Genomic DNA, 17,741 nt, shown 5'->3' on the forward strand with positions numbered 1-17,741 from the left:
ACAGGATTCTGGCGCGCGATTTTACGCGAAGTGCCCTGAAGCTGTCCACCGCCGATTCCCGCAAAACGCTCTATTTATCTATAGAATAGCCGCCATTCAGATTGATTTTGTCCGGTTTTGCCAAGCTTGGCAGATACCGGCAGGGCCGCGGCGCCAACAGGCAGAAAGAGGCAGATGCGCCTCATCAGGCGACGCCCAGCGCCTCGCCCCCTTCCGCCATCGAGCGGATAAGCGCCTGCTCCAACCGCGAAGGGATATCCTCGCTCGTTCCGTCATCGGTATCCGTCGCCGCCAAGCCGCCAGCAACCAGCACTTCGTTTTGACGAACCGGAGAATCAAATTCCATCAGCGCGATCAGCTTATGAATATCTTCAACCACCCGCCCGGCACTGCGGCCAGAAGTTTCAGGCAACATCAGCACGATAGAATCGTCGCTGTAGCGGGCCACCAGATCGGTAGTGCGCACCGTATCAGCGATCACATTACCTATTTTCGCCATGACTCCGTTAGCAACTTCCTTGCCGTGCCGACGAACCAGCGCACTCCAGCCGGTCACCCGATAGAGGGCTACAGACAAGGCCTTGCCATTGCGCTGGATTCGCTTGAGCTCGCTTGCCAGAGCCTGCTCGAAAAAACGGTGATTGAGCAGGCCGGTTGCCTGATCAGACACTTCAACTGTTTCCAGCCTGCTCTGGATAGAGCCCAACTCGGCGCGAGATGCCTGTAATTCGTCGTTTACTTCACCCAAACGATTATTGGCCACCATGAGCGAGCGCCTGGCTTGTTGGGCCTCATCGATGGCTGAAGACACCTCCAACCGCTGCCGCGCAGACAGGGCCACCAGCGCCCGAGCCAGCTGGCCAATCCCGTCTCTTCGACTCAAGTAGGGAATCGGACGCTCCAGCTTACCGCGATTGATCCGGGAAACGGACTCCGCCAGTGCCAGTAGTGGCTCATTAAGACGTCGCGTAAGCACCATCCCGCTTACCCAGACGGCCAGCAATACAGCAACAAGGGCAAACCCAAACCATGGCAGCATTACGGCATCAGCGGTCAGCGTCATCACGCCTGCGTTGCCGGCGAAAAACAGCACCACACCCAGTGCCAACCCGGTCACACCGAGCAATGCACCTATGATTAATGGTCGTATATCCATTGCAGTTTCCTTTAAACGGCATTTTCTACAACCTAATCTACCGACGCTGGTCGCCGCTGAACATACGTAATTGACACAGCCTCTATAGGCGCGAAAGCCCCGAATTCAAAGGCCTCGCAGGGGATCGAAATAACCCGCTGGCTCTGAAACCGTCTTGCCGCTGGCACTATCTATTAATATGTGTGCAGTTTTGGCCCGGGCAATAGCACGCCCACTTTCACGTTCGCTCACCTGATAAACCACATCTTAACCACAGCGGTGAAAACCAGTGACACCCACATCAACCACCATTACTTCGCCATAACGGCCTTCCGAATGGTAAGTCATCGCCAGATCTGCATTAACCATCATCAGCCCAAGCGACGCATCGTTTTCGCTGAAACCGCGCTGCAAGGTGAAGCGTAAGCGCGCTTCATTCAGCAAGCTGACAACGGCATCATTACCCAGGTGGTTACCGCGATTCACATGACCAATCAGGACAGGTATCTCAGTTCGAAAGGGCAGAGTTTCAGGCAGTTCAATGACAACGCGTGACATGGGGCTCGGATTCGGTCGCTTCAAGAGGGGGAACATCATAGGGAGTGCCGGGGGTCGGCGCAATGAACTCACCAACCGGGATAACGCCGGCCGCAGACAGTACCTGCAGCCGCTCTACCGCCTGAAAACGCCGCTCTGGCGACAGTTTGAATGCCCCCCAGTGAACACCTAGACTGAAATGTGACTGCAGCTCACTATGCGCCACAACTGCCTCGTCAGGCCCCATGTGCTGGTAGGCCATAAACCAACGGGGTAAATAAGCACCGATTGGCAGCATAGCTGCGCGCATTTGCCCATAGCGTTTATGGGTTTCGCGGTAATGCTCGCCGTAGCCACTATCACCACCGAAATACACTGGCCCTCCGGTGGTTTCCAGCACAAAACCCGACCAGAGGCTCAGGTTTTGATCTGACGGCAGCACCCTTCGGTTCGACCAGTGCTTCACTTCAACTGCGCTAAGTCGACAACCATTAGCAAGCTCAACGTCTTGCCACCAATCCAGCTCAATCACGTTGTCGATGCCCAAAGGTGTCAGCAGAGTTCGGTTCCCCAGCGGCACGACAAACAGCGGATCGTGCACCTTTTGCAAACGCCGCAGGCTTGGGAAATCCATATGGTCAAAATGACTGTGACTGATCATCACCACGTCAATTGACGGCAACTCATCGAAGGCGATCCCCGGCGGATGATGCCGCTGGGGGCCAGCAAAACTTACCGGACTGGCGCGTTCAGACCAGATAGGGTCAGTTAACAGGTTCAGTCCATCCGCCTGTAATAGTAACGTCGAGTGATTGACCCAGGTAATTCTGAGCTCGCCTCGTGCCATTCTGGGAGCTGGTCGTGGGGATGGCGGCAAGGTGTCGTCCCGCGACCATACTATACGCTCACGCCGGAGCATGTAGGACAACAGATCACTGAAACCGTGAGGAAAGGGATCCGCGTTGTGAAATCGCTTGCCATCAAAATGATCGCCAACCGGCCCCTGATAGCGCGCTGGAGAGCACCCTGCAAACACTACAGATACAACCGCCAGCGCCATACCGGCGAGCAACGACCGGACAACCAAGTTCACCCCCTACGTCGAACCCACCCATCATCACTGCTGTGATCAATAAACTTGCGTCGCCAGCGTAGCCGTAGGTGCGTATTCGTACCCGAACAGTATTGAGAACAACAGAAATGCTAGCGCCAACTCAGGCGCAAAAGAGCAAAGCGCCAACGATAAATCGTTTGGTCTGGCAGCCGGAGAGTTAAGCGCTGTCTCAGCCACCTGACCGAGAGAGACGCCCTAGTTAAATCCGAGAACATCGCGCATGTCATAACGACCTGCGCCTTGTTCATCCAGCCATTTCGCCGCGCGAACAGCGCCGCGAGCAAACGACATACGTGAACTTGCCTTGTGGGTAATTTCGACCCGCTCACCTTCAGCGAAAAAACTGACCGTATGATCACCCACCACATCACCGCCGCGCACGGTTGCAAAGCCAATCGTTTCTCTCTCGCGCGCACCCGTCTGGCCTTCACGCCCGTAGACGGCGACCTTTTGCAGATCACGTCCCAGCGTATCGGCAACAACCTGCCCCATGCTCAATGCGGTACCGGACGGCGCATCAATTTTGTGGCGATGGTGGGCTTCAACAATCTCGATATCCACATCATCACCAAGCACACCGGCGGCCATTTCCAGCAACTTAAAGCAAAGGTTCACACCCGTACTGAAATTGGAAGCCTGACATACGGCGATGCTCCCTACCGCTGCGTCCAGCTCTGTTTTTTGCTGCGCATCGAAACCGGTGGTTCCAATCACGATTTTCTTGCCCGCCGCACCACAGGCCTTGGCATTCGCCAAGGTGGCCGCTGGAACAGTGAAATCGATCAGCACATCAAAGTCATTGATGACGTCGTCAATAGTTCCTGCCACTTTGACGCCATTTTTACCCATGCCCGCCAGTTCGCCGGCATCGGCCCCAATGAGAGAACTGTCCGGGCGCTCAATAGCCGCCGTCAGTTCACAACCGTCCGCCAGATTGATGGCTTCGATAAGAGTTTTGCCCATGCGGCCAGCGGCGCCGGTAACTGCGATTCGGGTGGTCATTGTTTGATCCGTGCTAAATAAGAATTGCGTTATTCTAGATGTCTGCGCGCCGATTCGCGAGCAGAGCCCGCCCCCAGCCGGTTAACTTCATAACGGCGAGAGCAAGTTCAACCATGAAACGAGGTCAGATTTTCAGGTCATCGAAAAATTCTTTTACCCCATCAAACCAGCTTTTACGACGCGGCGAATGTGAGTCACCCTCCAGCGAGCGCTGGAATTCTTCAAGCAGCTCTTTCTGCTTCTTGTTGAGGTTCACAGGGGTTTCCACAACCACCCGACACAACAAGTCACCAACAGTACCGCCACGCACGGGTTTAATGCCTTTGCCACGCAAGCGAAACAGTTTACCGGTTTGCGTTTCCGCCGGAATTTTAAGTTTTACACGACCATCCAGCGTAGGCACTTCCATTTCACCACCCAGTGCGGCATCAGCAATGGAAATAGGCACTTCGCAATACAGGTGTTTGCCGTCCCGCTCAAAAATCGGGTGAGATTTGACCGCCATCTGCACGTAGAGGTCACCCGCAGGGCCACCATCGGCACCCGCCTCGCCTTCGCCGGCCAGACGAATACGATCGCCAGTATCGACACCCGGCGGCACCTTGACTGACAGGGTCTTGGTTTCTTCAACACGCCCCTGACCATGGCAGCTGTTACAGGGATCACTGATGGTCTTGCCCTTACCGTGACAGGCAGGACAGGTTTGTTGCACCGAAAAGAAACCCTGCTGCATGCGCACCTGGCCAACACCGCCACAGGTGCTACAGGTTACCGGCTTGCTACCAGGTTTGGCGCCACTGCTATCGCAGGTATTACAACCAACCAGCGTTGGAATTTTGATCTTGGCAGTGGTTCCTTTTACTGCCTGCTCCAGATCAATCTCTAGGGTGTAGCGCAGATCTGATCCGCGCTGCGGGCCACCGCGGCCACGGCCACCACCTCCACCGCCAAAAATATCACCAAACACATCACCAAAAATATCGCTGAAGCTGCCGCCACCAAAGCCACCGGCACCCGCGCCACCTGCCATGCCATCGACACCCTGATGGCCGAAGCGGTCATAGGCGCCGCGCTTTTCTTCGTCGGAGAGCACTTCGTAGGCTTCACTGGCTTCCTGAAAACGCGCCTTGGCCGTATCGTCATCCGGATTGCGGTCCGGGTGATACTTCATGGCCAGGCGTCGGTAGGCCTTCTTGATTTCCTGATCGGAAGCGCCTTTTTCGACACCCAATACTTCGTAATAATCGCGTTTTGACATGTGTTTTGTCCGTACCACCAACCCAAGCTAAGACGCCGGGCACAAGGCCCGGCGCTTCATAGTCCGACGCCCGAAGTCAGGCGCCTGACACTTTTACTTCTTGTCTTCGTCCTTCACTTCCTCGAACTCCGCATCAACCACATCATCTGCGGCAGAGCCGTCACCGTCGGGCTGCTCGCCCGCCTGTGCTTCAGCAGCCTGTTCGGCGTACATCTTCTGCGCCAAAGAGTTGGAAGCCTCACCCAGTTTCTGGGCAGCAGCGTCAATCGCCTCTTTGTCGTCGCCTTTCACCGCTTCGTCGACAGCCTTCAGCGCCTCTTCAATCGCGGCCTTCTCTTCGTCACTCGCCTTGTCACCCGCTTCGTTCAGCGTCTTGCGCGTGGCATGGGCCAGCCCCTCGGCCATGTTCCTAGCGGTAACCAGCTCTTCGAACTTCTTGTCTTCGTCAGCGTGGGCTTCCGCTTCCTGAACCATTTTATCGATATCGGCATCGCTCAGACCACCAGAGGCCTTGATCACGATGGACTGCTCTTTGCCAGTTGCCTTGTCTTTAGCAGACACGTGCAGGATACCGTTGGCATCGATATCGAAAGTTACTTCGATCTGCGGCATACCGCGCTGTGCAGGCGGAATGTCGGCCAAATCAAATCGGCCCAGCGATTTGTTCTGGGCAGCTTGTTTGCGCTCGCCCTGCACCACGTGAATAGTTACCGCAGTCTGGTTGTCTTCAGCTGTCGAGAAGATCTGAGACTTTTTAGTCGGGATCGTAGTGTTTTTCTCAATCAGCGGAGTCGCCACGCCACCCATGGTTTCAATGCCCAGGGTCAGCGGAGTTACGTCCAGCAACAGCACGTCTTTTACGTCCCCGGCCAGTACTGCACCCTGCAGGGCTGCACCCATGGCAACAGCTTCGTCGGGGTTCACGTCCTTACGCGCTTCCTTGCCGAAGAATTCAGCAACTTTCTTCTGCACCATCGGCATACGGGTTTGGCCGCCAACCAGAATCACATCGCCAATTTCAGAGGCGGACAGTCCCGCGTCTTTCAGAGCCACTTTCATCGGCTCCAGTGAACGGTCTACCAGTTCTTCTACCAGCGACTCCAGTTTGGCGCGGGTCAGTTTGACCACCAAGTGTTTCGGACCGGAAGCATCTGCGGTGATGTAAGGCAGATTCACTTCGGTCTGCTGACTGGAGGACAATTCAATTTTTGCTTTCTCAGCAGCCTCTTTCAGGCGCTGCATCGCCAGCGGATCGCCCTTCAGGTCGATACTGTTGTCTTTCTTGAACTCGCTCGCCAGATAGTCAATCAGGCGCAGGTCGAAATCCTCACCACCGAGGAAGGTATCACCGTTGGTAGCCAGCACTTCAAACTGGTGCTCGCCATCAACTTCAGCAATTTCAATGATGGAGATATCGAAGGTACCACCGCCCAAGTCGTAAACCGCAATTGTGCGATCGCCTTCGAGGTTGTCCATACCGTAAGCCAACGCGGCTGCAGTTGGCTCATTGATAATGCGCTTCACGTCTAGGCCAGCGATACGGCCAGCATCTTTGGTAGCCTGACGCTGAGAATCATTAAAGTAGGCCGGCACGGTGATAACCGCTTCGGTTACTTCTTCACCGAGGTAGTCCTCAGCGGTTTTCTTCATTTTCTTCAGTACGTCTGCAGAGACTTGGGGCGGCGCCATTTTCTCACCGCGAGCTTCCACCCATGCATCGCCATTGTCGGCCTTGACGATCTTGTAAGGCACCATTTTGATGTCTTTCTGTACAACATCGTCCTCAAAGCGACGACCGATCAAACGCTTGACCGCATACAGAGTGTTGTGCGGATTAGTTACCGCCTGACGCTTGGTGCTCTGACCAACCAGAACCTCACCGTCTTCGGTGTAGGCAACGATGGAAGGCGTGGTACGTGCACCTTCAGCGTTTTCAATGACTTTGACCTTGTCACCATCCCGGATGGCAACGCAGGAGTTGGTAGTACCGAGGTCAATACCAATGATCTTACCCATGTTTCTCTCTCCACTTGGCCCGCCGTGCGGGTCCTTTTCAATTCGTGTCTGGTTTCTATATTGGCCCTATCCGGCTGATTTCAAGGGCCATTCGCATATTTTGTCGATTTAACTGCCTATTTCGACACAACCACCATAGCCGCGCGCAGCAGACGCTCGTTCAGGGTGTAACCTTTCTGCACCACCTGAATGACCGAATTCGGCTCAGCACCGGGCGCCTCCACCATAGACATGGCTTCATGCAATTGCGGATCGAAGGGCTCGCCTTCCGGGTTGATCGCTTTGAGGTTATGTTTTTCAAGCATGTCGGCAAAGCTGCGGTAGGTCAGCTCCACACCTTCCAGCACAGCTTTCACCGCATCATCGGCATGATCCTGAGGCGCGTTCTCCAGGGCTCGCTCCAGGTTGTCTACCACCGGCAGCAAGTCTTTGGCAAAGCGCTCAACGGCGAACTTTCGGGCATTGTCGGCATCAATTTCTGCACGCCGACGGATGTTCTGGGCCTCAGCAGCAGTACGCAGGGCCTGATCCTTGGCATCGGTCAATTCCTGCTGCAGAGCGTCGATCTGGGCCTGCAGATCGTCGCTCGACCCAACTTCAGCCACCTGCTCAGATTCTGCATCGGCGAGCGTTTCTGGCTGACTGCTTTCTTCTTCAGTCTGCTCTTGTGCTGCCTTCTCGTCCTGCTCTTTTCTGTTTTCCTCAGCCACGCTTTGACTCCATCGTTGATTCTGACACCGGCCCAACGCCGTGCAGGCCTTCAATGGGGCCGATCTGCAAGAATTCAAGGCTGAAGTTAAAAATTATTCTTTTTATTAAGACAAAACAGTAGGTTAGCCAGCTCGCAAAGCCAGACTCAGCATCCGCGCAGTCACATCCACCATGGGAATAACCCGCTCATAGGCCATGCGTGTGGGGCCTATGACCCCCAATACACCCAGCGGCCGCCCGTCACCCAACTGATAAGGCGCCGTAATGACGGAGAAATCACCGAAAGCCTTGTAGCCAGACTCTTCGCCAATAAAGATCTGCACTCCGTCTGCCAGCAGACAGCGGTCCACAAGATCCAGGATGTCTTTCTTGCGGGCAAAGGCGTTGAACAATTCGCGCATCTTGTCGAGATTGTCCGGCGTGGCAGCATCGAGCAACTGACTCTCCCCTGCCAGCACATATTCGGCCGGACGGTCGCCCTCACCATCCATTTCCAGGGCGCGCGCCGCCAGATCGAGCGAGGCCTGCATGTAGCGATCAATATCGTCCTTATCACTGCGCATGGCCGTCAGCAGCGCATCGCGGATAGTATCCAGATCACGGCCCGCATAATGCTGATTGATGTAGTTGGCGGCCTGCTTTAGCTCTGACTCGGTAAACGCGCGCTCGGTGCGAATAACGCGATTTTGCACCTCACGCTGATTTACCACCAGAATGACCAGAATCCGATTGTCCGCCAGCGGAAGAAATTCCACCTGACGCAGAGACAGGCGGTGACGACTGGGCAGGGTAACCAGCCCGGCCTGCCGGGTCAGGCTGGACAACAGTTGGGAAGCCGACGCTATCAGCTCATCTGAAGGCTTCTCCGCATCCAACTCGCTTTTGAGATTATCCAGAATACGACCTTCCAGCGGCGATACCGTAATAAGCGAATCCACAAAGAATCGATAACCGCGCTGGGTTGGCATACGGCCGGCAGAAGTATGCGGAGAAACCACATAACCGCGCTCTTCCAGCTCCGCCATGATATTGCGTACAGTAGCCGCACTGACCGGCAGACCACTGTCCTGCAGCAGGGTTTTCGAGCCTACCGGCTGACCCTCTCGAATGTAGCGCTCAACCAGCACTTTCAGGAGTTTCTGGGCGCGATCATTCAGTACATCTGCAACCATAGTATTCTCAAATAATGCCACTGCCTCGAAAGCATTCTAGCCAGCATCAGGTTTTTTACAATCGCCCCTGTTCCATAAACCGGTTTTACTGTATAAATAGACACCACTATCCATATAACCAGTATACCGACAGGTGCCCGACATGCTGACACATCTTTGTATTCGCAACTACGCCATAGCAGAAAGCCTGGATATCGACCTGCGAAACGGCATGACTGCTCTCACCGGTGAAACCGGCGCGGGCAAATCCATCATGCTCGACGCTCTCGGCCTCGCCCTCGGCGACCGCGCGGACGCCGGTATAGTACGCCACGGAACCGACAAAGCTGAAGTGCACGCCCTGTTTGACATCACAGCCATTGCCGGCGCCAAGGCCTGGCTGGAAAGCCGCGACCTGCTCGACGGCGAAGAGCTGATGCTGCGCCGGGTCATCACCGCTGAAGGCCGCTCCCGCGCCTATATCAATGGCCAACCCTCAACACTGCAAGATGTGCGAACCCTCGGTGATTTTCTGGTCGATATTCACAGCCAGCATGAACACCAATCCCTCTTGAAAAAGGATTACCAACGCGACCTGCTAGATATCTGCGCAGGTGTCAGCGAGTTGGCTCTGGACGTGGCAGATTTAGCCCGCAAACATCAGAAAACCCGGCATAAGCTGAATGCCCTCACCGAACACAGCGACGAGCAGAAAGCCCGCGCCCAGCTGCTCGAATACCAGCTTGATGAATTACTGGCGCTGGCACTGCAGCCTGGCGAGGTTGAAGCGCTGGAACAGGAACAGAAAGCACTGGCCAACGCCGAGCACATACTCAATGCCAGTAATCACGCCCTGAACCTCTGCAAGGAAGGCGAAGTAAACGCCCTGGGCATATTGCATCAGGCCCTATCGTCACTGCGTGCCAGCCCGGTAAAGTCCGAGCACCAGAACGCCGCCGACGATCTACTGCAAACCGCGTTGATACAAATTGAAGAAGCCAGCAGCGAACTCCAACACCACCTGGATCGCGTCGAGGTAGATCCCGCGCGCTTGCACGAGATTGAAGAAAGACTCGATACCGTTTACCAGATCGCCCGCAAGCACCACTGCAAACCACACGAACTGCCGGAACTGCAAGACAGACTGCAACAGGAACTCGACGCCATTCAGGGCGGCGGCAACAGCATCTCCGGCCTGCAGAGCGAACTCGCCGAGTTGGAAAAGCGCTACCGCAGCGCAGCGGGCACCCTCAGCAAAAAGCGGCAAAAGGCCGCCGCCACCATCAGCAAAAAGGTTGAATCCCACCTCGCCGACCTGTCGATGGCCAACTGCCGCTTCCAGATTCAACTGGCACCAGCCGAACCCGACACCCTGCCCAGCCATGGGCTCGAAGATGTTGAATTTCTGATCAGCACCAACCCCGGCAGCAAACCCGGCCCGCTGAACAAAATTGCCTCTGGGGGCGAGCTGTCGCGCATCAGTCTGGCGATTCACGTGGTCAATGCACAGGCCGTAACCGTGCCCACCATCATCTTTGACGAGATAGATGTAGGCATTGGCGGGGCAACGGCAGAAATTGTTGGCAGCCTGCTGCAGCAGCTGGGACAGACCACACAGGTGCTGTGTGTAACCCACCAGCCGCAGGTGGCAAGTCAGGCCAACCACCATATCAAGGTCAGCAAACAATCCAACAAGAAATCAGTGAAAACCCAGCTGGTGGCCCTAAACGACAATGAAAAAGTGGCGGAGATTGCCCGCATGCTGGGCGGCGTAGCCATTACCGACAACACCCTGGCACACGCCCGCGAGATGGTCGCGACCGCCCACTAACCTGCTGGCAGGCGCTATGCGCCAACCCACGGGCAATGCAAATAAAAAAGCCGGCGCTATGGCCGGCTTTTTCGATTAACGGTAAGCCCTACTTTTTCTTCGGCTTCACATACAGCACCAGGCTGTGGTCTATAAGCTCAAAACCCATCTCATCCACAATCTGACGCTGGCGCTTTTCAATCACTTCGTCACAGAACTCTACCACTTCACCGGTGTCCAAACGCACCATGTGATCGTGATGTTCGCCTTTAGCCAACTCAAATACGGAATGACCGCCTTCAAAATTATGCCGAACAACCAAACCTGCCGATTCAAACTGGGTCAGAACCCGGTATACCGTGGCCAGACCGACGTCTTCGCCCGACTCCATCAGCGTGCGATAGACGTCTTCAGCGCTAAGGTGCTGATTGTCGTTTTCAGCGGTCTCCAGCAACTCAAGGATTTTTACACGGGGCAGGGTGACCTTTAGTCCGGCCTTCTTCAATTCCCGATTTTCGACGGACATGGTATATCCCTTAGCGTTGGAAAACAGATTGCGCTATTATCCCACGCCTTCACTATCGATGAAAGTTAAGTACCTGATGATCCGCAAAGCTGTCGCACTGCTGTTTATTCTTTCCCCACTGCTGGCCTGCAGCACGATGGAGTTCCCCGGGGTATACCGGGTACAGATTGAACAGGGCAATATCGTAACCGAGGAAATGGTAAGCCAGCTCGAGCCTGGCCTGTCTGCCAGCCAGGTTGAATTCATTCTCGGCACCCCGCTGCTGCGCGATAGTTTCACCCCGGACCGTTGGGACTATCTGCACATGGTACGCAAGCCCGACGACACCCTGGAAAAGCAGCGCCTAACCGTATTCTTTGCGGAAGGCGTGCTAAGCCACTACGAAAGCACCATCGTTAGCACCGAGCGAAGCCAGCCCGCACCAGCCGGCGAGCCACTGGAAGAAAGCGAGCCGTTGCTGGAGCAGCAGGAAACCGAGCAGCTGTAGCCCCCAATCCATCAGGCTTTGCGACGCCCTTCTGCTTCCTGTCGAGCTTTGACCTTTGCCGCGCGCTGTTTTCGCACTTCTTTCGGATCTGCAATAAGCGGCCGGTATATTTCCACGCGATCACCGCTTTGCAACTCAACACTCTCAGCCTTGGGTACAGCCTTCCCAAACACGCCGAGGTCGGCCGTACTCAAATCCAATCCATCGAACTGCCTGTCAAGGCCAGATTTCAGCGCAGCCTCACGAACCGTGGTTCCTGCAGGCAATTCCAATGCCACAATTTGCTGTTTGTCTGGCGTGGCGTAAACCACCTCCACATGAATCATTGTCTCAGCCATAAACCACTTTCGCCCGCTTAACCATCGCATCAACCATTGAATTGGCAGCGCTATTGAACAGTTGCTTGGCCGCTGCCCCCAATACCGCACTACTGAGCGTAAAACTCAGAAACAGAGACACCTTGCACGCTTGCTCATTCAAGGCCAGCAAGGTCCAGCGCCCCGTAAAGCTGTCAAAGGGACCGTCGACCAACTCCAATTTAATTTCGGCTGGCCGCGCCAGCGTATTACTGGTGGTGAAGCTTTGACTGACGCCGCCACGCGCAAGATCCAGCCGGGCAACCATACGATCCTCACTTTCCGTGAGAATTTCGGCGCCAACACAGCCATCCATAAACTGGGGATAGCTGGACACATCGTTGATCAGTTCGAAAACCTGCTCCGCTGAATAGGGCAGCAGCGCGCTGCGACTGATGGTTGTCATTACTTCACCCGTTCAGGAAATTGCTAAAACCCCTGACGCACCGAAATCACCAGTACCGCCAGAATTGCCGGGGGCGCAATATACCGCAAAAGCAATCGCCAAATCCAAAAGGTTCGTGCACCACAGTAGTAGAGCTCGTCGCGCGCCTGCACATCGCGCAAGACCCACCCCGCATACAGCGCAAGACCCAGCGCACTTAATGGCAACAAATAATCCGCCGCCGCGCGATTGAGTAAATACAGCCACTGAGCCGGTCCCGGCGCTGCAATATCGACGATTACGAACATGCCGCCGCTCCACAACAACAGGGTAAGCAGCACTACCGCGAGCCAACGTGGCAGCGGTGTTTTTTCGACCATCCACGCGACTGATGGCTCAATCAGGGCCAATGCGCTGCACAGCATCACCAGGCCAATCAGGCAGAAAAACAGCGCACCGAGCAGATCGCCAAAGGGCATATTTCCGAACACATAGGGCAAACTAATAAACAGCAGTGCCACGCTATTGCCGGGCTCGATATTCTGCCCCAGAACCAGAGCATAAATACTCACGCCAGCTACCAGCGCGACGGCCGTATCGATCGCCACCACGGCCACCACTTGGCGCGAAATAGAACGACCATCGGGGAAGTACGCACCGTAGACCATCATCGCGCCGACGCCAATCCCGAGCGTATAGAACGCTTGGCCAAGAGCCGACACCACGGCGTCGGGACCCACGTCTTCCGGATGCACAGAAAACATCCATGCCAATCCAGCGGGTAAATCGCCCATTACTGCCGAGGCGTACAGCAGCGCCAGCAGGGCAATCAGAATCAATGGCACCAGCAGGCGTAACAATTGCCCGGTAGCAAAGGTCATACGCAGCATGGCCAAGGGGGCCAGCAATAAGATAAAGCCGGTAAACCCTTTCGTCATCTCCTCGCTTGACGACACATAAGTCGCAAAAAACTCTCCGGCAAATTCAATACTTGTGGCTTCAAGCTTGGTATCGCCAAGGTAATACGCGTAATTGAGCACCCACCCTGCGATCACCGCCAGGTGGGCCAGCATAAGCAAACCCGTCACCATGGCCAGCATAGGCGCCAGCCGCCAGATTCCCCTGCTGCCGGATTCAAGATTCAGGTAGCGGATGCTCGTTTCCGGGTTCGCTCTACCGCGGCTGCCCATGACCACCTCTGCCAGCATGACAGGCGTGGCAATCAGCAGCACGAATCCCAGGTACATGAGGATATAAAGCAGCCCTCCGTAGTGGCCCACTTCATGCGGAAAGCGCCAAAAGTTACCCAGCCCAATAGCCAGCCCAGCCGCCGCTGCCACAAAGGTCCAGCGGCTGACCCAAACACCTTGCAGAGTTTCTCGTTGCAACTCCAGCATCCCCAGAAAATTATTATGCTGCCATTTTCACTCAGCTCCGTAGGCTTTACCAGTGAGAACCCCTATAATGCGCGCCCATGGCTGCCAAGAAACCAAAACAGAATAGTTCCACGATTGCGCTGAACAAACGCGCTCGTCACGATTTCCATCTCACCGACAAATTTGAAGCCGGTGTAGCCCTGCAGGGCTGGGAAGTAAAAAGCGCGCGCGCCGGCAAAGCGCAGATAACCGAGAGCTATGTACTGCTCAAAGACGGCGAGGCCTGGCTAATCGGCACCCAGTTCACCCCGCTGCAGACTGTATCGACGCATTACGTAACCGATCCGACACGCACCCGCAAGCTGTTGCTGCACTCCAAAGAGCTCGGCAGGCTGCTTGAAGCCACCCAGCAAAAAGGCTATACCTGTGTCTGCACCGCCCTGTATTGGAAAAAACACCTGATCAAGGCCGAAATTTGTCTGGCCAAGGGCAAGCAACAACACGACAAACGCGACACGGAGAAGGAACGCGACTGGGACCGCCAGAAACAACGGGTTCTGCGCGAACATAACAAGTGAAGACGCTTTACCTACTCAGACACGCAAAATCCAGCCATGACGACGAATCGCTGGATGATATCGATCGACCGCTCAACAAACGCGGCAAGCGAGACGCGGTTGCCATGGCTACCGTGGTTGGCGAATACTGCCACAAAGTGCAGCACATCTTCTGTAGCCCGGCAAAACGCTGTCGCAGCACCATCAAGCGGGTGCGCGATGCTCTAGACGCCCCTACCGGCGAACTGACCCTCGACGACGCCCTCTACACCTTTGATGCCGACATCCTGCTCAACTGGATTCGCGAGCGCGACCCCAAACTGGACTGCATTCTCGTTGTTGGTCACAACCCGGCATTTGAAGACGTGATACGCCTGCTGACGGGGCAGCCCTTGAAGCATTTTCCCACTGGCGCTTTTGCCGAGCTTCACCTGAAGGTGGAATACTGGGATCAGGCCCGCGCCGGCTGCGCCGATCTACTGCATATGGAGTCACCGCCAAAAACGGTTACCTGAAACTGTTAACTTACCGTGCCGCACTGGCGTATCCGTCTGTTTAATAACAAAGAGCACCCATGGCTAACGAAGACTATTACCACGTCAACGACCTGATCATCCTCAAAAAGAAACACTCCCTGATCAAACATATTACGGAACAGCTACCCACCCCGGAGATACATGGCACCAAGGTCTGGGGATCAAGTTTCATGATCATGGACTACCTGAAAAAGCACACACCCGATGCTGGCTCCGAGATTCTCGAAATAGGTTGTGGCTGGGGACTGCTGTCCATTTTCTGCGCCAAACACTTCGACGCGCTGGTCACAGCAACTGACGCCGACCCTCACGTATTTTCCTTTCTCGATGCCCACAGCATTATCAATGAGGTTGAAATTGACCAGCTGGTGGCACGCTATGAAGAGCTGAAAATCAAAGACCTTAAGGGCTACGAGCTGGTACTGGGTGGAGATATTTGCTTCTGGGATGAACTTGTCGACCCACTGTTCAGCCTCGTACAGAAAGCAGTAAAAGCCAAAGTTGGCAAAATTATCATCGCCGACCCGGGCCGCCCCCCCTTTCTTGAGCTTGCCAAACGCTGCGAAGAGGCCTTTGGCGGCGAACTGCTGGACTGGAGCATAACCAAACCACGCAAGGTGGACGGCAACCTGCTTGTCGTGGAAAGCTAGCCAACCCCATCAGCCATCGCTTGGCGGCTTATAATTGAGCTTGCGCAACCTCGGCAGCCGCCCCTTGCTTAAATAGCGATGAATCGCCTCTTGCGAGCGAATACGCTTGGCATTTTTCTTTCGCGGCAACCTCAGACGATTGGCCTGCGTGGCGTCGAGCACCCTCGCCTTTACATTGTCAGACCACTGTATATCGAGAATATCCTGCAACGTTTTCTTATGACCCTCGTCGTAGATCGGGCACATAACCTCCACCCTGTAGTCTATATTACGCGTCATCAAATCTGCCGATGACAGGTAATATTGCGGGTCACCTGCGTTGTAAAACATAAAAATACGCGGGTGTTCCAGATAGCGATCGACAATACTGATAGCCTCGATATTATCGCTAACACCTTTCACCCCCGGCACCAGCGAGCACATACCACGTACAATAAGCCGCACCGGCACTCCGGCCTGACTCGCTTCATACAGCTTATCGATCATCGCCTGATCAACGAGATTATTACACTTGAACGTCAGCCCACAGGACCGCCCCTTATGAGCATTGTCGATCTCGTGATCAATCATCGCTAGCAAGCGCTCGCGCGAATTGATGGGCGACACAATCAAGTGCTTATAGTTGGGGCGGCGATAGGTGTAGCGAATAAACTCGAAGGTTTTGAAAGCCTCTTCCCCAATTTCCTGATTAAAGGTCAGCAGGCTGAAATCCGTATAGACCTCGGCCGTTTTTTCGTTAAAATTTCCCGTTCCAATGTGGGTGTAGTAGCGCAGACTATTATTTTCCTGGCGGGTAACAGAGATCAATTTGCCATGCACCTTAAGCCCCGGCACACCGAAAATGACGTTCACTCCCCCCTCCTGAAGCCGGTGCGATAGCGCCATATTGGCCTCTTCATCAAAGCGCGCCTGCAGCTCCACAACCACCAATACATCTTTATGGTTAGCCACGGCGTTAATCAAGGCATCCACCACATGGGAGTTCGACGCCACACGATAAAGGCTGAGAGAAATTGAACGCACCGCCGGGTCAATCGCCGCCGTGCGCAGAAAATTAATCACATAGGTGAAACTGTTATATGGGTAATACAGCAGCACATCGCGCTGGGCGATGGCATCGAAAATATTGTCGAACCGGTCAACCGCAGGCAGCGGTATTTTCGGTAGCGGCTTCAATTCCAGATAGGCAGGTCCAAGGTTCGGGAACCCCATAAAATCTTTGGAGTTGTGGTAGCGCCCCCCAGGAAGAACCGAATCCAGACGCCCCAGACCGAGGCGGCGCGCCAGATAATCTCGCAAGTCTGCCGGCATTTCACTGTCATACACAAAACGCACTGGATCAGCCTTGCGGCGGCGTTTCAGGCTGCGTTCCATACGCTCAAAAAAGCTTTCTGTGACTTCTTCTCCCAGTTCCAGCTCCGCATCACGCGTCAGTTTAACGGTGTAAGCTTCCACGCTGTCGAGCTGGAAAATGCCGCGAAAAACATCGTGCAGACATACCCGGATCATATTCTCCAGCGCAATCATCACCTTGCCCCGTTTACCTTTGCGCGACGGAATACTCACGAATCGGCTGATGCGATCGGTTGGCACCTCCAGCATGGCATAGCGTACCTGATCCGCAGAGACGATTTTGATGGCGAGATAAATCGAGGCATCGTTCAATTCCGGCAGCGGATGATTGTCGTCCAGAATGACCGGCACCAGCTCGGGCTGGATATTTTCAAAGAAGAAATTGCGGGCAAATTCACGCTGATGATCATCCAGCTGCCGTTCGCTGATCAGGTAGATACCCCGTTTGCGTAGCTCCTTTAAAGTGGCCAGGTAGGTTTGGTCAAAGCGGCTTTGCAATTCAACCACGCGCAACTGGATTTTCTCCAGCAAAGCCTTGAACTCCTCCTGCTTGGAAGGTGTGGAAAACGCCGCCAGACGGCGTACGTCTGCCACCCGCACCCGGAAAAACTCATCCATATTATTGGAGAAAATCCCCAGGTAACGCACCCGCTGGATCACCGGCACGCTAGGATCTGCGGCCTCCTGCAGCACTCGTTCATTAAACGACAGCCAACTCAACTCCTTGGGAATCCAGCGTTCTACATTTCCCGAGTCAGTCATCTATTCCTCCGTCGCCAAC

Annotated in this window: 18 protein-coding genes; 5 read left to right on the forward strand and 13 right to left on the reverse strand. The window is 54.9% G+C overall.

Translation table 11 applies throughout. The features are described 5' to 3' along the window. Positions 1–184: 184 nt before the first annotated feature. The 8 genes from ABYP39_RS03225 to hrcA form a co-directional block, all read right to left on the reverse strand. A complete protein-coding gene (locus tag ABYP39_RS03225; protein ID WP_372781115.1) occupies positions 185–1,156 on the reverse strand; it encodes a GGDEF domain-containing protein in 972 nt (323 codons plus the stop codon). Between the two features lie 246 nt (positions 1,157–1,402). Next, a complete protein-coding gene (locus ABYP39_RS03230; RefSeq protein WP_372781117.1) occupies positions 1,403–1,693 on the reverse strand; it encodes an acyl-CoA thioesterase in 291 nt (96 codons plus the stop codon). Next, positions 1,674–2,759, reverse strand: coding sequence for an MBL fold metallo-hydrolase (locus ABYP39_RS03235; RefSeq protein ID WP_372781119.1), 1,086 nt, complete (start codon positions 2,757–2,759; stop codon positions 1,674–1,676). The genes ABYP39_RS03230 and ABYP39_RS03235 overlap by 20 nt, the downstream gene beginning before the upstream one ends. A 222-nt stretch (positions 2,760–2,981) precedes the next feature. Then, positions 2,982–3,788 carry a 4-hydroxy-tetrahydrodipicolinate reductase gene (gene dapB, locus ABYP39_RS03240; RefSeq protein WP_372781121.1) on the reverse strand — a complete coding sequence of 269 codons (807 nt, stop codon included), beginning with the start codon at positions 3,786–3,788 and terminating at the stop codon, positions 2,982–2,984. Between the two features lie 124 nt (positions 3,789–3,912). Then, positions 3,913–5,046 carry a molecular chaperone DnaJ gene (gene dnaJ, locus ABYP39_RS03245; protein ID WP_372748047.1) on the reverse strand — a complete coding sequence of 378 codons (1,134 nt, stop codon included), beginning with the start codon at positions 5,044–5,046 and terminating at the stop codon, positions 3,913–3,915. A gap of 93 nt (positions 5,047–5,139) precedes the next feature. Further along, entirely contained in the window at positions 5,140–7,062 is a 1,923-nt protein-coding gene (dnaK, locus tag ABYP39_RS03250; RefSeq protein WP_372781123.1) for a molecular chaperone DnaK, read from the reverse strand. Between the two features lie 116 nt (positions 7,063–7,178). Further along, positions 7,179–7,772, reverse strand: coding sequence for a nucleotide exchange factor GrpE (gene grpE / locus ABYP39_RS03255; protein WP_372748050.1), 594 nt, complete (start codon positions 7,770–7,772; stop codon positions 7,179–7,181). 123 nt (positions 7,773–7,895) lie between these two features. Next, on the reverse strand, positions 7,896–8,945 hold the full coding sequence (gene hrcA, locus ABYP39_RS03260) for a heat-inducible transcriptional repressor HrcA (RefSeq protein ID WP_372748051.1): 1,050 nt from the start codon (positions 8,943–8,945) through the stop codon (positions 7,896–7,898). A 142-nt stretch (positions 8,946–9,087) separates the two neighbouring features. Between hrcA and recN the strand changes: the two genes are divergently transcribed. After that, a complete protein-coding gene (recN, locus tag ABYP39_RS03265; protein ID WP_372781125.1) occupies positions 9,088–10,755 on the forward strand; it encodes a DNA repair protein RecN in 1,668 nt (555 codons plus the stop codon). Between the two features lie 88 nt (positions 10,756–10,843). On the opposite strand, the gene fur is transcribed toward recN, so the two are convergent. Continuing rightward, positions 10,844–11,260, reverse strand: coding sequence for a ferric iron uptake transcriptional regulator (gene fur, locus ABYP39_RS03270; protein WP_372750363.1), 417 nt, complete (start codon positions 11,258–11,260; stop codon positions 10,844–10,846). Between the two features lie 28 nt (positions 11,261–11,288). Here fur and ABYP39_RS03275 point away from each other — a divergent pair, with 28 nt between their 5' ends. Beyond that, positions 11,289–11,747, forward strand: coding sequence for an outer membrane protein assembly factor BamE (locus ABYP39_RS03275; RefSeq protein WP_372750362.1), 459 nt, complete (start codon positions 11,289–11,291; stop codon positions 11,745–11,747). Positions 11,748–11,758: 11 nt separating this feature from the next. On the opposite strand, the gene ABYP39_RS03280 is transcribed toward ABYP39_RS03275, so the two are convergent. From ABYP39_RS03280 to ABYP39_RS03290, 3 genes are read right to left on the reverse strand one after another with little or no spacing between them, the layout of a single operon-like run. Then, positions 11,759–12,085: an RnfH family protein gene (locus ABYP39_RS03280; protein WP_372750361.1), complete on the reverse strand. Its 327-nt coding sequence runs from the start codon at positions 12,083–12,085 to the stop codon at positions 11,759–11,761. Then, a complete protein-coding gene (locus ABYP39_RS03285) occupies positions 12,078–12,509 on the reverse strand; it encodes a type II toxin-antitoxin system RatA family toxin (RefSeq protein WP_372750360.1) in 432 nt (143 codons plus the stop codon). Before ABYP39_RS03285 ends, ABYP39_RS03280 begins: the two co-directional genes overlap by 8 nt. Positions 12,510–12,532: 23 nt before the next feature. Next, a complete protein-coding gene (locus tag ABYP39_RS03290) occupies positions 12,533–13,876 on the reverse strand; it encodes a sodium-dependent transporter (RefSeq protein ID WP_372781127.1) in 1,344 nt (447 codons plus the stop codon). An 86-nt stretch (positions 13,877–13,962) separates the two neighbouring features. Here ABYP39_RS03290 and smpB point away from each other — a divergent pair, with 86 nt between their 5' ends. From smpB to ABYP39_RS03305, 3 genes are read left to right on the forward strand one after another with little or no spacing between them, the layout of a single operon-like run. Beyond that, positions 13,963–14,442 (forward strand): SsrA-binding protein SmpB, encoded by a 480-nt coding sequence (gene smpB, locus ABYP39_RS03295; protein WP_372749841.1) that lies wholly within the window; start codon positions 13,963–13,965, stop codon positions 14,440–14,442. Continuing rightward, a complete protein-coding gene (locus ABYP39_RS03300; RefSeq protein ID WP_372781129.1) occupies positions 14,439–14,936 on the forward strand; it encodes a histidine phosphatase family protein in 498 nt (165 codons plus the stop codon). The genes smpB and ABYP39_RS03300 overlap by 4 nt, the downstream gene beginning before the upstream one ends. Before the next feature lie 59 nt (positions 14,937–14,995). Continuing rightward, entirely contained in the window at positions 14,996–15,607 is a 612-nt protein-coding gene (locus ABYP39_RS03305; RefSeq protein WP_372749843.1) for a methyltransferase, read from the forward strand. Between the two features lie 9 nt (positions 15,608–15,616). Here ABYP39_RS03305 and ppk1 read toward each other — a convergent pair whose 3' ends face one another. Next, positions 15,617–17,722, reverse strand: a complete 2,106-nt coding sequence (ppk1, locus tag ABYP39_RS03310; protein ID WP_372781131.1) for a polyphosphate kinase 1 — start codon at positions 17,720–17,722, stop codon at positions 15,617–15,619. Positions 17,723–17,741: the final 19 nt, after the last annotated feature.

The organism is Litorivivens sp., from assembly GCF_041625495.1.
In the GTDB taxonomy this organism is placed as follows: domain Bacteria; phylum Pseudomonadota; class Gammaproteobacteria; order Pseudomonadales; family Spongiibacteraceae; genus Litorivivens.

Coding starts and splice junctions, on each gene's coding strand:
- ABYP39_RS03285 (WP_372750360.1), bottom strand. CDS start 12,509: ATGACAACCATCAGTCGCAGCGCGCTGCTGCCCTATTCAGCGGAGCAG.
- ppk1 (WP_372781131.1), bottom strand. CDS start 17,722: ATGACTGACTCGGGAAATGTAGAACGCTGGATTCCCAAGGAGTTGAGT.
- ABYP39_RS03280 (WP_372750361.1), bottom strand. CDS start 12,085: ATGGCTGAGACAATGATTCATGTGGAGGTGGTTTACGCCACGCCAGAC.
- ABYP39_RS03230 (WP_372781117.1), bottom strand. CDS start 1,693: ATGTCACGCGTTGTCATTGAACTGCCTGAAACTCTGCCCTTTCGAACT.
- dnaK (WP_372781123.1), bottom strand. CDS start 7,062: ATGGGTAAGATCATTGGTATTGACCTCGGTACTACCAACTCCTGCGTT.
- fur (WP_372750363.1), bottom strand. CDS start 11,260: ATGTCCGTCGAAAATCGGGAATTGAAGAAGGCCGGACTAAAGGTCACC.
- dapB (WP_372781121.1), bottom strand. CDS start 3,788: ATGACCACCCGAATCGCAGTTACCGGCGCCGCTGGCCGCATGGGCAAA.
- ABYP39_RS03305 (WP_372749843.1), top strand. CDS start 14,996: ATGGCTAACGAAGACTATTACCACGTCAACGACCTGATCATCCTCAAA.
- smpB (WP_372749841.1), top strand. CDS start 13,963: ATGGCTGCCAAGAAACCAAAACAGAATAGTTCCACGATTGCGCTGAAC.
- hrcA (WP_372748051.1), bottom strand. CDS start 8,945: ATGGTTGCAGATGTACTGAATGATCGCGCCCAGAAACTCCTGAAAGTG.
- ABYP39_RS03225 (WP_372781115.1), bottom strand. CDS start 1,156: ATGGATATACGACCATTAATCATAGGTGCATTGCTCGGTGTGACCGGG.
- recN (WP_372781125.1), top strand. CDS start 9,088: ATGCTGACACATCTTTGTATTCGCAACTACGCCATAGCAGAAAGCCTG.
- dnaJ (WP_372748047.1), bottom strand. CDS start 5,046: ATGTCAAAACGCGATTATTACGAAGTATTGGGTGTCGAAAAAGGCGCT.